This window comes from Leifsonia shinshuensis, assembly GCF_013410375.1.
GTDB classification, from domain to species: domain Bacteria; phylum Actinomycetota; class Actinomycetes; order Actinomycetales; family Microbacteriaceae; genus Leifsonia; species Leifsonia shinshuensis.
Genome location: NZ_JACCFL010000001.1, coordinates 1,952,247 through 1,966,081, shown reverse-complemented (window position 1 = coordinate 1,966,081; position 13,835 = coordinate 1,952,247). Strand labels below are relative to the sequence as shown.

The window sequence follows — 13,835 nt, the reverse complement described above, 5'->3', positions numbered from 1 at the left end:
AGGAGGGGGCGGGCGGGTGCCGGGCTCGGCTGTCGCACCACGTCAGCGGTCGCCCGCTTCGGTTGTGCAGTCACAGTAACAACGCCGGAGGCCGGGCGGAACCCACCGCGTCATCTTGTGACACAGTGGCCTCCACCCGGCCTCCGGACGGTCGATCTCCTGCCGCTACACCGCGAACGGCTCGAACACGGACTGGTACTCCGGCATGATCCTCGCGCGCACCCGCGTGCCGTCCTCGACGTAGTCGGTGGAGAGCACCCGGCCGCGCTCGTGGAGCGCGGAGATCAGGTCGCCGCGGTCGTACGGGACGACGAGCTCGACCTCGACCGACGGGTCGGGCAGCAGGCGGGCGATCGCGGCGAGCACCTCGTCGACGCCCTCCCCGGTGCGCGCGGACGCGAAGATCGCGCCGGGCTCCAGGCCGCGCAGGACCAGCCGGTCGTCGGCGGGGATGAGGTCGGCCTTGTTGAACACCACGATCTCCGGGATGTCCCGCGCGCCCACCTCCCCGATCACGTCGCGGACGGTCGCCAGCTGCGACGCCGGGTCGGGGTGCGAGCCGTCGACCACGTGCAGGATGACGTCGGAGTCGGCGACCTCCTCCAGCGTCGAGCGGAACGCCTCCACCAGCTGGTGCGGCAGGTTGCGCACGAAGCCGACCGTGTCGGCGAGCGTGTAGAGCCGGCCGTCGGCGGTCACCGAGCGGCGCACGGTCGCGTCCAGCGTGGCGAACAGAGCGTTCTCGACGAGCACGCCCGCCTTGGTCACCCGGTTCAGGAGGCTGGACTTGCCCGCGTTGGTGTATCCGGCGATGGCGACGGACGGGACCGAGTTGCGGTTGCGGTTCGCCCGCTTCGCCTCCCGCGCCGGCTTGAACCCGGCGATCTGCTTGCGCAGCTTCGCCATCCGCGAGTGGATGCGGCGTCGGTCGAGCTCGATCTTCGTCTCACCGGGTCCGCGCGAGCCCATGCCTGCGCCCGCGCCGCCCACCTGGCCACCGGCCTGGCGGGACATCGACTCGCCCCAGCCGCGCAGGCGCGGGAGGAGGTACTCGAGCTGCGCGAGCTCGACCTGCGCCTTGCCCTCGCGGCTCTTGGCGTGCTGGCTGAAGATGTCGAGGATGACGGCCGTGCGGTCGATCACCTTCACCTTCACCACGTCCTCCAGCGCGCGCCGCTGGCTGGGCGCCAGCTCGGTGTCGGCGATCACGGTGTCCGCGCCGAGCGCGCGCACGATCCCGGCCAGCTCCTCCGCCTTGCCGCGGCCGAGGTAGGTGCTGGGGTCGGGATGCGGCCGTCGCTGCAGCAGTCCGTCGAGCACCGCGGCGCCCGCGGTCTCGGCGAGGGCGGCGAGCTCGCGCAGCGAGTTCTCCGCGTCCTGCAGCGAGCCCTGCGAGTAGACGCCGATGAGCACGACGTTCTCCAGCCGCAGCTGCCGGTACTCGACCTCGGTGACGTCCTCGAGCTCGGTCGAGAGCCCGGAGACGCGGCGGAGCGCCGCACGCTCCTCGCGGTCGAACTGCTCGCCGTCGTGGCCGCCGCCGTCGGTGTCGCTCGACTGGAGCGCCTGCGCCCCGGAGCCGAACAGCGTCACCGTCGCGCGGTTCTGCTGGGTGGCGAGCACGCGCGCGACGACGTCGTCCGCACTGCGATCGATGGTGCGCTCGTCGGTCTGTTCTTCGAAATCTGTTCGTTCGGTCATTCACTGTCCCCTGATCCAGGTGGGGTACACCCTAGTCTGTCTGTTCTGCCGTGTTTGTCTGATGGTCCGCGTCCTGTACGGTCCTCTATATGGCCAGCGGAGATCACTACTTCTCACCCGCGCCCGAGAGCGACTTGAACCTGCGGCCGTTCACCGCACGCCTGGCGGGCCAGACGTACGAACTGGTGACGGCGAACGGGATCTTCAGCCCCGAGCGCATCGATATGGGTACGCGAGTGCTCCTCGACCATGTCCCCTCCGCGCCGCCCGGAGGTCAGCTCCTCGACCTCGGCTGCGGCTGGGGGCCTCTGGCTCTCACACTTGCTCTCGAATCCCCTCATGCGACCGTCTGGGCGGTCGACGTCAACACCCGAGCGCTGGACGTGGTGCGCCGGAATGCGCAGAAGCTCGGTCTGACAAATGTTAACCCCGTGACGCCGGATGATGTTCCCGAGTCCGTGGAATTCACCACGATCTGGTCCAATCCGCCCATCCGGGTCGGCAAGAACGAGCTGCACGACATCCTGCAGCGCTGGCTGCCGCGGCTGGAGCCGGGCTCGGACGCGTGGCTGGTCGTGCAGCGGAACCTCGGCAGCGACTCCCTGCAGCGCTGGATCCAGGCCACCATGCCCGAGCTGACCACCACCCGCGCGGCCATCTCCAAGGGCTACCGCGTGCTGCGCGCCCGCAAGCCCGCCGCCTCCTGACCCCGCACCGAACAGCCGAGTACGCGAAAAGTCCGGTGTTCCGCCCCGGATCGCCCGATTTCCCGCGTACTCGGGAGGTGGCTCAGGCGAGTTCGAGGGTGCCGGTGTAGACCAGCTCGGCCGGGCCGGAGAGCGCGACGTGCTCGCCGTCCTCGGTCGGGAACATGCGCACGCCGACGGTGCCGCCCGGCACCTCGACGCGCCACTGGTCGGGCGCGCCTTCGCCTGCCCAGTGCCGTACCGCGAGCGCCGCAGCGGCCGCGCCGGTCCCGCAGGACAGCGTCTCGCCGCTCCCCCGCTCGTGCACGCGCATCCGGATGCGGCCGACGCCGTCGCGAACCAGCGGCTCCTGCGGGACGACGAACTCGACGTTCGCGCCGTCCTCGGGCTCCGGCTCGATGTGCGGGATGTAGGTGAGGTCGGCGGCCTCCAGCTCGGACTCGTCGGCGACCGCGACGACCACGTGCGGGTTGCCCATGTCGATGCCGAGACCGGGACGGGCCACCGGGAGCTCCTTGGCGCGCACCAACGGCTCGCCGCCGTCGAGGCTCCAGCGGCCGAGGTCGACCTGGAAGCCGGTGAGGTTGCGCTGGACGTCCCGCACACCGGAGCGGGTGCCGATCGGGAGGGTGTCGCCGTCCGCGAGCTCGGCGAGCCCGGACTCCAGCAGGTAGCGCACGTACACGCGGATGCCGTTGCCGCACATCTCGGCGACGGAGCCGTCGGCGTTGTAGTAGTCCATGAACCACTCGGCGCCGTCGTCCTCCGCCAGGGCCTCCGCGCCCTCGGGGAGGTGCGTGGAGCGGACCGCGCGGATCACGCCGTCCGCGCCGATCCCGAAGTGCCGGTCGCAGATCGCCGCGATCTGGGGAGCGGTCAGCGGCAGCCGCCCGTCCGGGTCGGAGTAGAGCACGAAGTCGTTGCCGGTCCCCTGACCCTTGGTGAAATGGAGCGTCGCCATCGTCCCAGCCTATCGGCCGCCGGCTCAGCGAGTGCCGAGTGCGGCCAGGGCAGTGGCGGGCAGGTCCGGGTCGTCGTAGTCGAGCCAGTGGATGCCGGCGTAGCGCTTGAACCAGCTCACCTGCCGGCGGGCGTACCGCCGCGTGAGCTGCTGTGTGGCCGCGATCGCCTCGGCGCGGGTCAGCTCGCCCTTCACCTCCGCGAGGGCCTGCGCGTAGCCGATCGCGCGGCGCGCGGTCACGCCGTCCTCCAGGCCGAGCGGGATCAGGCGCCGCACCTCGTCGGTGAGCCCGTCGGCCCACATCCGCTCGACGCGCGCGTCGAGGCGGAGGACGAGCTCGTCACGGGGCGCCGCCAGGCCGAGGACGGTGGTGGGGCGCCAGTATTGCGGCTCGTCGGGGAGGGCGCCGCTCACCGGCTCCCCGGTCAGCTCGGCGACTTCGAGCGCGCGGACGATCCGGCGGCCGTTCGAGGGCCCGATCCGCCGGGCGGCCTCCGGGTCGAGCTCCGCCAGGCGCCGGAACAGCATCCCGGGCCCCTGCGCCGCCAGCTCGGCCTCCAGCCGCGCCCGCAGCTCCGGGTCGGTGCCCGGGAACCGGAAGTCGAAGATCACGCTGGACACGTACAGCCCGGACCCGCCGACGAGGATGGGCGTCGCCCCGCGCGCACGGATCTCGTCGACGACCCGCCGCGCCTCCGGCTGGTAGCGGGCGACGGTGGCCTCCTCGGTGACGTCGAGGACGTCGAAGAGGTGGTGCGGCACGCCGCGCCACTCGGCGGGAGGAAGCTTCGCGGTGCCGATGTCCATCCCCCGGTAGAACTGCATCGCGTCCGCGTTGACGACCTCGGCGGCCCGGCCCTGCTCGCGCAGTGCCTCCGCCAGGGCGAGGGAGAGCTCGGTCTTACCGGTGCCGGTGGCGCCGACGATAGCGATGACGGCGGGCGCGGTGGGGTCCGTGGGAGCCGGGTCTGTCGACTCGGCGACAGACGCGGTCGTCGGGTGCCCGGCGGACGCCTCAGACCCTTCGGCGACGGTCGCGGTCGTCATCGGGGCAGCGGCATCGGACGCGGCGGCGGACGCGCCCGGCGTCACGTGGTCGTCCTGCGGCGCGGCGGTGTCCCGTGGAGCGCTCAGCGCTGGCCGTCCGACGGGTCGTAGATCGGCATGGTGCCCACGCCCGGGGAGGTCAGCGGATCGCGCGGGCGCAGCGTGGGCAGTCCGAGCGACACGCGGCCGGCAGCCTGGGCGCCGTCGCCGTGCGACGGGACCGCGCACGACTCCGCCTCCGCGCGGTCCCACGCGTCGCCCGCCCGGGTGCGGCGGATGGCGAGGGGTGCGCCGTCGGCGCTGTCCGCGATGAGGTAGTGCGGCGCCGCCTGCGTGATCCGCACGGTGACGACGTCGCCGGGGCGCGGGACGTCCGAGCCGGCGGGCAGCTCGAAGTGGACGAGCCGGCTGTCGCGGGCGCGGCCGCTGAGCCGGTGGGTGTCGGCGTCCTTGCGGCCTTCGCCGTTGGCCACCAGCAGCTCGACCTCGCGGCCGACGAGGCGCTCGTTCTCCTCGAGGGAGATGCGCTCCTGGAGCGCGATCAGGCGGTCGTAGCGGTCCTGCACGACCTCCTTGGGCACCTGGTCGGCCATGTCGGCCGCCGGGGTCCCCGGCCGGATCGAGTACTGGAACGTGAACGCGGAGGCGAAGCGCGCCTGCTCGACCACGCGCATCGTGTCGAGGAAGTCCTCCTCGGTCTCACCCGGGAAGCCGACGATGATGTCGGTGCTGATCGCCGCGTCCGGCAGCTTGGCCCGGACGCGGTCGAGGATGCCGAGGAACTTCTCCGAGCGGTAGGACCGGCGCATCGACTTGAGGATGCGGTCGGAGCCGGACTGGAGCGGCATGTGCAGCTGCGGCATGACGTTCGGGGTCTCCGCCATCGCGTCGATGACGTCGTCGGTGAACGCGGCCGGGTGCGGGCTGGTGAAGCGGATGCGCTCCAGGCCGTCGATCTGGCCGGCCGCGCGCAGCAGCTTGCTGAACGCCTGGCGGTCGCCGAACTCGACGCCGTACGAGTTGACGTTCTGACCGAGCAGCGTGACCTCGATCGCGCCGTCCTCGACCAGCGTGCCGATCTCGGCGAGGATGTCGCCCGGGCGACGGTCCTTCTCCTTGCCGCGCAGCGACGGCACGATGCAGAAGGTGCAGGTGTTGTTGCAGCCGACCGAGATGGACACCCAGCCCGAGTACGAGGAGTCGCGCTTGGTGGGCAGCGTCGACGGGAAGGTCTCGAGGGATTCCAGGATCTCGATCTCGGCGGCGTCGTTGTGCCGCGCGCGCTCGAGCAGGCCCGGGAGCGAGCCCATGTTGTGGGTGCCGAAGACGACGTCGACCCAGGGGGCCTTCTCGAGGATGACGTTCTTGTCCTTCTGGGCGAGGCAGCCGCCGACGGCGATCTGCATCCCGGCGTGGCGCCGCTTGACCCCCGCCAGGTGGCCGAGGTTGCCGTAGAGCTTGTTGTCGGCGTTCTCGCGCACCGCACAGGTGTTGATGACCACGATGTCCGCCTCCGCGCCGTCGGCGGGGACGTAGCCGGCGGCCTCCAGCGAACCGCTCAGCCGCTCGGAGTCGTGCACGTTCATCTGGCAGCCGAACGTGCGCACCTCGTAGGTGCGCGGGCGCCCGTCCTCGGCGATCGCGGCCGGGGACGGTTCGAAGACGCGGGAATGCTCTGCGCTGCTCGACTCGATGGTGCTCATGATGCGTATGATTCTACGTTCGACCCGGACCGGAATCGAACGAGCGCCCGACCCCCGTTCGCGCTTACTGGAACCGCACGCCGCCGCGACGACCGCGGGTCGCGAACGCCGCGTCCATCGCCTGCCGTACCACCGAGGAGTCGTAGCCCTTGCGCGCGAGGAAGCCGTGCAGCCGCCGGCGCGCCGTCTCGTCGTCGTAGGACGACAGCTGCCCGATGCGTTTGACGGCGAGCTCGGTGGCCCGCTCCAGCTCGTCTTCGTCCGCGATGTCGGCCAGCGCCTCCTCGATCAGCTCGGGGGCGATGTGCCGCCGCTTGAGGTCGAGCTCGATCGCCGATCGGCCGAGCCCCTTCCGGCTGTGCTGCGTGAACGCGAGGGTCGCCGCCAGCGAGGCGTCGTCGATCACGCCCATCGCCTCCAACCGGTCCAGCTCGGGAGCGAAGACCTCCGGCGCGATCTCGCGCTTGGTGAGCAGCTGCTCCAGCTCCCACCGCGACATGCCCCGGCGGGCGAGCTGACGGATGGTGACGCCCGACGCCTTGCGGGCGAGCCGTTCACTCTCCTCGTCCTCGGCGCCGGATTCATCGGCGGTGTTCGGTGCATCGGCCGTGTTCGGCGCGTAGGCGGTGTGAGACGCGTCGGCGGTATCGGACACGTCGCGAGCACCGGAACGCCGCGCAGGCTCAGCCGCCCAGGTGTTGTTCCACCGCTCCGACGAACCACCGTCAGCGGGAGCCGCGACCTCCTGAGCCCCCGGAAGCTCAGCCACCGGCCGAACCACCCCCTGCTCTACCAGCCCACGCTCGACTGCCCGATCCCGCCTCGCGCCCGCACGACGCAACGGCGTCACCGGAGCCACATGCTCACTCCCGGAGTCCGAAGCCTCAGAGGGAAACCTCACCACCATGAAATCCCCTCCTCAGTCTTCTCCCGCGCCTGCCGTCTCGCACCATCACCCGACTCACGTCGAGTCGTGGGATCACGCCCCCTTACGGGCCTGCAGCTTCTTCTCCAGCGAGTCGACGTTGTCCGCCTCCGCCGGCGCTGCCGCGGCGTTCGGGTCCGCGATCACACCGAGCTTGATGAGGATCTTGTTCTCGATCTCGGCCGCGATGTCGGCGTTGGCGATGAGGAAGTTGCGCGAGTTCTCCTTGCCCTGGCCGAGCTGGTCGCCCTCGTAGGTGTACCAGGCGCCGGACTTCTTGACGATGCCGTGCTCCACGCCGAAGTCGAGGAGGCTGCCCTCGCGCGAGATGCCCACGCCGTACAGGATGTCGAACTCCGCCTGCTTGAAGGGCGGCGCCATCTTGTTCTTGACGACCTTGACCCGGGTGCGGTTGCCGACCGCGTCGGTGCCGTCCTTCAGGGTCTCGATGCGGCGGATGTCGAGGCGGACCGACGCGTAGAACTTGAGCGCCTTTCCACCGGCGGTCGTCTCCGGGCTGCCGAAGAACACGCCGACCTTCTCGCGCAGCTGGTTGATGAAGATCATCGTGGTGTTGGTGGAGCTCAACGCACCGGTCAGCTTGCGGAGCGCCTGCGACATGAGGCGGGCCTGGAGGCCGACGTGCGCGTCGCCCATCTCGCCCTCGATCTCGGCGCGCGGCACGAGCGCGGCGACCGAGTCGATCACGATGAGGTCGATAGAGCCGGAGCGGACCAGCATGTCGGCGATCTCGAGCGCCTGCTCACCGGTGTCGGGCTGCGACACGAGGAGCGCGTCGATGTCGACGCCGAGCTTGCGGGCGTACTCCGGGTCGAGCGCGTGCTCCGCGTCGATGAACGCCGCGATGCCGCCGGCCCGCTGGGCGTTGGCGATGGCGTGCAGGGTCAACGTGGTCTTACCGGAGGACTCCGGACCGTAGATCTCCACGATGCGGCCGCGGGGCAGACCCCCGATGCCGAGGGCGACATCCAGTGCGATCGACCCGGTGGGGACGACCTCGACGGGGGCGCGCTCGTCGCTGCCCAGTCGCATGACCGAGCCCTTGCCGAACTGACGGTCGATCTGGGCGAGCGCGGTCTCGAGCGCCTTCTCGCGGTCTGCGGGTGATGGCATTGCGGTTCTCCTTCGTGGGCTTCGCTACGAGTTCGACTGTATGGTCGACCGCCGACACTCGACGTGTCGGCCGGTGGATCCGTGGACAACTCGTTTTCGATTGCCGTCTGTGAAGGAGTCTAATCAGTTCCGAACATATCTTCGAGCGTTCCGACCCGGCGTGTCGCCCGCACATTCGTCACGAATGTCGCGAACGGGTCGTGACGCGATTCGGCACGAATGTGGCGTTTGCGGCGTGCTTTCGCGACATTCGGCACGGATGTCGCCCGGGCGCGAGGGCGCGTCAGCGCTTCGGCGCCGGCTTGCCCGCGCCGTACCAGTGCGACTGCGGCACGCCGGTCTCGCGGCAGAGCGCGAGCCACACCTCGCGCGCCGGGATGCCGGCGTTCAGCGCCTCCTGCGCGGTGCGGCCGCCGAGTTCGCCGAGCACGAGGTCGGTCAGCAGCGCCTGCCCGTAGCCGGAGCCGAACTCGTCGACGACGGCGCGCTGGAACTCGCTCAACTTCATGGGTTCACCTTAAACGAGCGACGCCCCGCATCGTGCGGGGCGCCCTCGGGAATGTCGTGGTTGTTCAGCGGGCGACGAGGTTCGCGTCCAGAGCGGAGACGAAGTCGTCGGGGATGGTGTCGGGGATGACCGGCTCGAGTCCTTCGAGGACCGCGATGCGGTCGCCCACCTCGCGCATGATGACGGAGACCGGGGTCTCCAGCGCGTCGGCCACCGAGGCGAGGATCTCGCTCGAGGCCTCCTTCTGGCCGCGCTCGACCTCGCTCAGGTAGCCGAGGGCGACACTCGCCTTGCTCGCGACCTGACGCAGGGTGCGGCCCTTCTGCAGGCGGAAGTCCCTGAGCACGTCGCCGATTTCCTGACGTACAAGAATCATTTCGGAGCCTCCTTCTTCTACCCTGCCGACGAATCGAATGGATGCCAACTGTACCGCATCCATGTCAGTCACGATATCCGCGACGACTGGGCTTTTGTTGTGAATGCAACGACCTGTAACGAGACCGAAACAGTAGATATTCCCTGGGATCGCGGCGGGTGCCGGGATGGCCCGCGAAGGGGTGTCAGGACCCCGCCAGGCCGAGCTCCACGGCGAGCTCGTGGACCGCTCGCGCGACCGTCTGCGTCCGGATGGACTGCCGGTCCCCGCCGAGTCGCAGCTCGACGGAGCGGACCCCCGCGGCCGACGCGACGCCGAGGTACACGGTGCCGACGGCGCGGCCGCCCTGCGGGTCGGGACCGGCCACGCCCGTCGTGGAGAGACCGAGGTCGGCGGGGCGGCCGCCGACGGCGAGGCGCTCCCGCACTCCGGAGGCGAGCGCGCACGCGACCTCCGGGTGCACCGGACCCTCCCGCTCCAGCAGTTCCGCGTCCACTCCGAGCAGCGTGTGCTTGAGCTCCGTCGCGTACACGACGGCCGCGCCGAGCACGACGGCGGACGCGCCGGGGACGCGCGTGAGCTCTGCGGTGAGGCCGCCTCCGGTCAGCGACTCGGCCACGGCGATCGTGAGGCCGCGCTCCACCAGCGTGCGCACCACGCGGAAGGTGAGGTCGGCGGCGGCGACGTCGTCAGGTCCCGGCACGCTTGGCCTTCCGGCCCCGGTACGCCTGCCAGAGATAGTCGAAGCCGGTGACGACGGTGAGGATCACGGCCGCGGTCATCAGGATGCCGTTCACCCAGAAGATCCAGTCCCCGAAGATCGTCCAGAGCGGGAACAGCGCGAAGGAGATGGCGACCGACTGCACGATGGTCTTGATCTTGCCGCCGCGGGAGGCGGCGATGACGCCCTGGCGGATGACGACGAACCGGTAGACGGTGATGCCGATCTCCCGGACGAGGATGACGATGGTGACCCACCAGGGCAGCTCGCCGAGGATCGAGAGGGACACCAGCGCTCCCCCGGTCAGCACCTTGTCAGCGATCGGGTCGAGCAGCTTGCCGAGGTCGGTGACCAGGTTGTTGCGGCGCGCGATCGCGCCGTCGACGCCGTCGGTCGCGATGGCGAGCACGAAGAGCACGGCGGCGGTCCAGCGCAGCGGTCCGTCGTGGCCGGCGTCGGCGAGCAGCATCCAGATGAACACCGGCGCGAGCAGGATCCGCACCACCGTGATGAGGTTGGGCACGTTCCAGTTGCTCGTGCGGTTCGTCCTGCCGTCCGCCGCCGCAGGCGGGGGCGCGTCGGGCACCGACATCGCTGTCTACTCCCTGCCGGTCAGCTGCCAGGCGTCCTCGTCCGAGTCGCCGTCCACCTCAGGATAGCCCTCGGTCATCGCCGCGACGGGGTCTGCTCCGTAACGGTCGCCGTGTTCGTCGTCGTGCGCCGCCGGCTGAGCGGCCGGAGCGGGAGTGCCCGCGGGGCGCGAGGGCGGCTCCTCTCCGCGCAGGCGCGCCAGCACCTGCGGCAACTGCTCCGCGGTCACGAGCACGTCGCGCGCCTTGGAGCCCTCGGACGGTCCGACGATCTCCCGGGACTCCAGCAGGTCCATGAGCCGGCCCGCCTTGGCGAAGCCGACCCGCAGCTTGCGCTGGAGCATCGAGGTGGAGCCGAACTGCGACGAGACGACGAGCTCGGCCGCCGCGAGCAGCAGCTCGAGGTCGTCGCCGATGTCGGAGTCGATCTGCTTCTTCTCGGCGCCCGCCGTGACGTCCTGCCGGTACTCCGGCCTGGCCTGGCGGGTGACGTGATCGACGACCTTCTGGATCTCGTCCTCGTTCACCCACGCGCCCTGCACGCGCAGCGCCTTGGACGCGCCCATCGGCAGGAAGAGCCCGTCGCCCTGGCCGATCAGCTTGTCGGCCCCGGGCTGGTCGAGGATGACGCGCGAGTCGGTGACGCTGGTCACGGCGAACGCGAGCCGGGACGGCACGTTCGCCTTGATGAGACCGGTGACGACGTCGACCGACGGGCGCTGCGTCGCCAGCACCAGGTGGATGCCGGACGCGCGCGCGAGCTGGGTGATGCGGACGATCGAGTCCTCGACGTCGCGCGGGGCGACCATCATCAGGTCGGCGAGCTCGTCCACGACCACGAGCAGGTACGGGTAGGGCTTGAGCTTGCGCTCGCTGCCCTCCGGCAGCACGATCTCGTTGTTGACGACCGCCTTGTTGAAGTCGTCGATGTGCCGGAAGCCGAAGCTCGCCAGGTCGTCGTACCGCATGTCCATCTCTTTGACGACCCACTGCAGGGCCTCCGCGGCCTTCTTGGGGCTCGTGATGATGGGCGTGATGAGGTGCGGGACGCCGCCGTAGATCGTGAGCTCGACGCGCTTCGGGTCGATGAGCACCATGCGCACCTCGGACGGCTTCGCGCGCATCAGGAGGCTGGTGATCATCGAGTTGACGAAGCTGGACTTTCCGGAGCCGGTGGAGCCGGCCACCAGGAGGTGCGGCATCTTGGCGAGATTCGCGACGACGAACCCGCCGCCGACGTCCTTGCCGACGCCGATCGTCATCGGGTGCGTGCTCTTGGCCGCGGCCGGCGAGCGCAGGATGTCGCCGAGCGAGACGATCTCGCGGTCGCTGTTCGGGATCTCGACGCCGATCGCGCTCTTGCCCGGGATCGGCGAGAGGATGCGCACCTCGTTGCTCGCGACCGCGTAGGAGAGGTTCTTGCTGAGCGCGGTGACCCGCTCGACCTTGACGCCGGGGCCGAGCTCGATCTCGTACTGGGTGACTGTCGGGCCGCGCGAGTAGCCGGTGACCTTGGCGTCGACCCCGAACTGGGTCAGCACCTCGGTGATCGCGGCGACGATCTCCTCGTTCGCGCTGGAGCGGATCTTCGCGGGCGTCCCCGCGGCCAGCATCGAGGCCGACGGCAGGTGGTACGGCGCGGTCGGCTGCGGGCTGTCGTCCGGCGCCGCGGTCTCGTCGAAGTCGTCCGCGCCCGCCTGGAAGCCCGGCAGGACCGCAGGCGCGGTCGGCGCGATGGGCGCGGCGGCCGCGGTCGGCGGGAGCTCGCCGGTGAAGCGCTGCAGCACGGTCTCCGCGTTGGCGAGCTCGCCGAGCACCTCGGTGTTGTAGTGCTCGCTCGCCGGGTCGGGCTCGAGCGCCGAGGCGAACTCGCCCTTGCCGCGCGCGGGAGTGCCGAACACCTCGGTGAGGTCGGCCGGCGCCTCGTAGTCCGGGTCCTCCTCGCGCTGCGACTTGTTGCGACGCCACCACGGCAGGGCGGTCTCGCCCTCCGGCTCGTCCAGGCCGTCGAGCTCGACCTGCTCGGTGCGCTGGTTCTTGCGCTCGTCCCTGGCCTCCTGGCGCTCCTCCTCCGTCGGCAGCTGGGCGCCGAACAGGTAGGCGTACAGCTCGCGCATGCGCGCGGGCAGCTTGTTCGGGGGCGTCTTGGTGATGATGAAGAGGCTGAGGATCAGCAGCAGGATGATGACGGCCGCCGCCCCGTACGGCGTGATGAGCCAGGACAGCGGTGCGGCGATGAGCCAGCCGAGCATTCCACCGGCCTGCGCGAGCGCCGCGACGCCGTCGGTGGGCGACGGGTGATGGCTGAACAGATGGCAGAGGCCCGAGACGGTCAGCAGCAGGATAGTGAGGCCGATCCCGATCCGCGTGTTGTCGTGCACGGAACTGGGATGCCGGAAGAGCCACGCGGCGAAGATCACCATGATCACGGGCAGCGGGAAGGCGACGCGGCCGACGAGCAGGCCGAAGGTCCAGGAGTCGAGCGTCCGGGCGACCTGGTCGTTGATCAGGAACCACTCCACGACGACACCGGCGATCGCCAGGAGGACGATGAAGAACGGGAACCCGTCCCTCCGCTCCTCCTTGCTCAGCTTCTCCGGCCCGAGCGCGCGGAACGCGCCGCCGGTCAGGTGGGCGAGCCCCATCCAGGCGCGGACGAGCGGGCTGGGCGCGCCGTCGGCGGCCGGGTAGGCGACGGTCTTCTGGGTCGCGGTCTTGGACGCGGTCTTGGCGGCCGGTTTGCGCGCCGTCGAGCCGCCGCGACCGGACCCCCGGGCGGACGATGTCGACTTGGTGCTCGTAGCCATAGGTTCCACGCTACTTCGGACCCCCGGCAGGGGGGCGGATCACGCGCTGGAATCGGGGAAAATCGGCGGCGTGGCGCGGCTGTGAGGGACGCCGGCCGTGAGGGACCACGCTGCGGGGGAACGCGCCTCAGCGGACGGCGCGCACCATCGTGTCGGCGGTCGCTCGCGACTCCACCGTGATGTAGCCCTCGCTCACGTAGAGCCGCTGGGCGAAGTTGGCCCGCTCGACGCTCAGGCTGAGCCGGTTCGCACCGGAGCCGGCGGCCAGCCTCCCGAGCTCCTGCAGGAGCGCGCGGCCGACGCCCTGCGCCCGCCACTGCGTGTTGACCCCGAGCGTCAGCTCCGGCACGCCGACCGCGACGAACCCGCTCCCCGGCTCGTCGGCGGGGAACAGCCGCGCCCAGCAGGCGCCCACTGGGGCGCCGTGGGTGTCCTCGGCGACGCAGCCGAAGTCGCCCGGCCGCTTCCAGCCGGCGACGTAGCGCAGCACCTTCGGGTCCTCCAGCACGGCGACGCGCGGGCGTGCGCGCAAAGCGTTCCAGTTCGCGGCCTCGACGAGCATGTCGGCGAGGATGCGCGCATCCTCCGCCGCCGCCTGCCGGATCCGGAACCCTGCCATGGCTGAACGCTACTCGCCGCCGTGTTTCGTGCGGGT

Annotated in this window: 13 protein-coding genes; 1 reads left to right on the top strand and 12 read right to left on the bottom strand. The window is 70.7% G+C overall.

The genetic code is table 11. The annotated features are described in order from the left end of the window. Positions 1–165: 165 nt before the first annotated feature. Positions 166–1,701, bottom strand: coding sequence for a GTPase HflX (hflX, locus tag HNR13_RS09600; RefSeq protein ID WP_179605544.1), 1,536 nt, complete (start codon positions 1,699–1,701; stop codon positions 166–168). An 89-nt stretch (positions 1,702–1,790) separates the two neighbouring features. Here hflX and HNR13_RS09595 point away from each other — a divergent pair, with 89 nt between their 5' ends. Continuing rightward, on the top strand, positions 1,791–2,408 hold the full coding sequence (locus HNR13_RS09595) for a class I SAM-dependent methyltransferase (protein ID WP_179605543.1): 618 nt from the start codon (positions 1,791–1,793) through the stop codon (positions 2,406–2,408). 82 nt (positions 2,409–2,490) lie between these two features. Here HNR13_RS09595 and dapF read toward each other — a convergent pair whose 3' ends face one another. From dapF to HNR13_RS09540, 11 genes are all read right to left on the bottom strand, one after another. Then, positions 2,491–3,369: a diaminopimelate epimerase gene (gene dapF, locus HNR13_RS09590; RefSeq protein WP_179605542.1), complete on the bottom strand. Its 879-nt coding sequence runs from the start codon at positions 3,367–3,369 to the stop codon at positions 2,491–2,493. Positions 3,370–3,393: 24 nt separating this feature from the next. After that, the gene (gene miaA / locus HNR13_RS09585) at positions 3,394–4,416 is read right to left on the bottom strand and encodes a tRNA (adenosine(37)-N6)-dimethylallyltransferase MiaA (RefSeq protein WP_179605541.1); all 1,023 of its coding nucleotides are present in this window, start codon (positions 4,414–4,416) and stop codon (positions 3,394–3,396) included. A gap of 83 nt (positions 4,417–4,499) precedes the next feature. Continuing rightward, positions 4,500–6,119 (bottom strand): tRNA (N6-isopentenyl adenosine(37)-C2)-methylthiotransferase MiaB, encoded by a 1,620-nt coding sequence (miaB, locus tag HNR13_RS09580; protein ID WP_179605540.1) that lies wholly within the window; start codon positions 6,117–6,119, stop codon positions 4,500–4,502. A gap of 64 nt (positions 6,120–6,183) precedes the next feature. Next, the gene (locus HNR13_RS21575) at positions 6,184–6,774 is read right to left on the bottom strand and encodes a RecX family transcriptional regulator (protein ID WP_179605539.1); all 591 of its coding nucleotides are present in this window, start codon (positions 6,772–6,774) and stop codon (positions 6,184–6,186) included. A gap of 324 nt (positions 6,775–7,098) precedes the next feature. Beyond that, positions 7,099–8,178 carry a recombinase RecA gene (recA, locus tag HNR13_RS09570; protein ID WP_179605538.1) on the bottom strand — a complete coding sequence of 360 codons (1,080 nt, stop codon included), beginning with the start codon at positions 8,176–8,178 and terminating at the stop codon, positions 7,099–7,101. A 283-nt stretch (positions 8,179–8,461) separates the two neighbouring features. Next, on the bottom strand, positions 8,462–8,686 hold the full coding sequence (locus tag HNR13_RS09565) for a DUF3046 domain-containing protein (RefSeq protein WP_179605537.1): 225 nt from the start codon (positions 8,684–8,686) through the stop codon (positions 8,462–8,464). Positions 8,687–8,750: 64 nt separating this feature from the next. Then, positions 8,751–9,062 carry a helix-turn-helix domain-containing protein gene (locus HNR13_RS09560; RefSeq protein ID WP_055915450.1) on the bottom strand — a complete coding sequence of 104 codons (312 nt, stop codon included), beginning with the start codon at positions 9,060–9,062 and terminating at the stop codon, positions 8,751–8,753. Positions 9,063–9,246: 184 nt separating this feature from the next. Then, positions 9,247–9,765, bottom strand: coding sequence for a CinA family protein (locus HNR13_RS09555; RefSeq protein WP_343063516.1), 519 nt, complete (start codon positions 9,763–9,765; stop codon positions 9,247–9,249). Next, positions 9,752–10,375, bottom strand: a complete 624-nt coding sequence (gene pgsA / locus HNR13_RS09550; protein WP_179605536.1) for a CDP-diacylglycerol--glycerol-3-phosphate 3-phosphatidyltransferase — start codon at positions 10,373–10,375, stop codon at positions 9,752–9,754. Before pgsA ends, HNR13_RS09555 begins: the two co-directional genes overlap by 14 nt. 6 nt (positions 10,376–10,381) lie before the next feature. Continuing rightward, a complete protein-coding gene (locus HNR13_RS09545; protein WP_179605535.1) occupies positions 10,382–13,180 on the bottom strand; it encodes an FtsK/SpoIIIE family DNA translocase in 2,799 nt (932 codons plus the stop codon). 127 nt (positions 13,181–13,307) lie between these two features. Next, complete coding sequence (locus HNR13_RS09540; RefSeq protein ID WP_179605534.1) at positions 13,308–13,799, bottom strand: GNAT family N-acetyltransferase; 492 nt, start codon at positions 13,797–13,799, stop codon at positions 13,308–13,310. Positions 13,800–13,835: the final 36 nt, after the last annotated feature.

Bases quoted from the DNA above. Each gene is read 5' to 3' on its own strand.
- hflX (WP_179605544.1), bottom strand. From the start codon at position 1,701: ATGACCGAACGAACAGATTTCGAAGAACAGACCGACGAGCGCACCATC.
- HNR13_RS09595 (WP_179605543.1), top strand. From the start codon at position 1,791: ATGGCCAGCGGAGATCACTACTTCTCACCCGCGCCCGAGAGCGACTTG.
- dapF (WP_179605542.1), bottom strand. From the start codon at position 3,369: ATGGCGACGCTCCATTTCACCAAGGGTCAGGGGACCGGCAACGACTTC.
- miaA (WP_179605541.1), bottom strand. From the start codon at position 4,416: ATGACGACCGCGACCGTCGCCGAAGGGTCTGAGGCGTCCGCCGGGCAC.
- miaB (WP_179605540.1), bottom strand. From the start codon at position 6,119: ATGAGCACCATCGAGTCGAGCAGCGCAGAGCATTCCCGCGTCTTCGAA.
- recA (WP_179605538.1), bottom strand. From the start codon at position 8,178: ATGCCATCACCCGCAGACCGCGAGAAGGCGCTCGAGACCGCGCTCGCC.
- HNR13_RS09565 (WP_179605537.1), bottom strand. From the start codon at position 8,686: ATGAAGTTGAGCGAGTTCCAGCGCGCCGTCGTCGACGAGTTCGGCTCC.
- HNR13_RS09560 (WP_055915450.1), bottom strand. From the start codon at position 9,062: ATGATTCTTGTACGTCAGGAAATCGGCGACGTGCTCAGGGACTTCCGC.
- pgsA (WP_179605536.1), bottom strand. From the start codon at position 10,375: ATGTCGGTGCCCGACGCGCCCCCGCCTGCGGCGGCGGACGGCAGGACG.
- HNR13_RS09545 (WP_179605535.1), bottom strand. From the start codon at position 13,180: ATGGCTACGAGCACCAAGTCGACATCGTCCGCCCGGGGGTCCGGTCGC.
- HNR13_RS09540 (WP_179605534.1), bottom strand. From the start codon at position 13,799: ATGGCAGGGTTCCGGATCCGGCAGGCGGCGGCGGAGGATGCGCGCATC.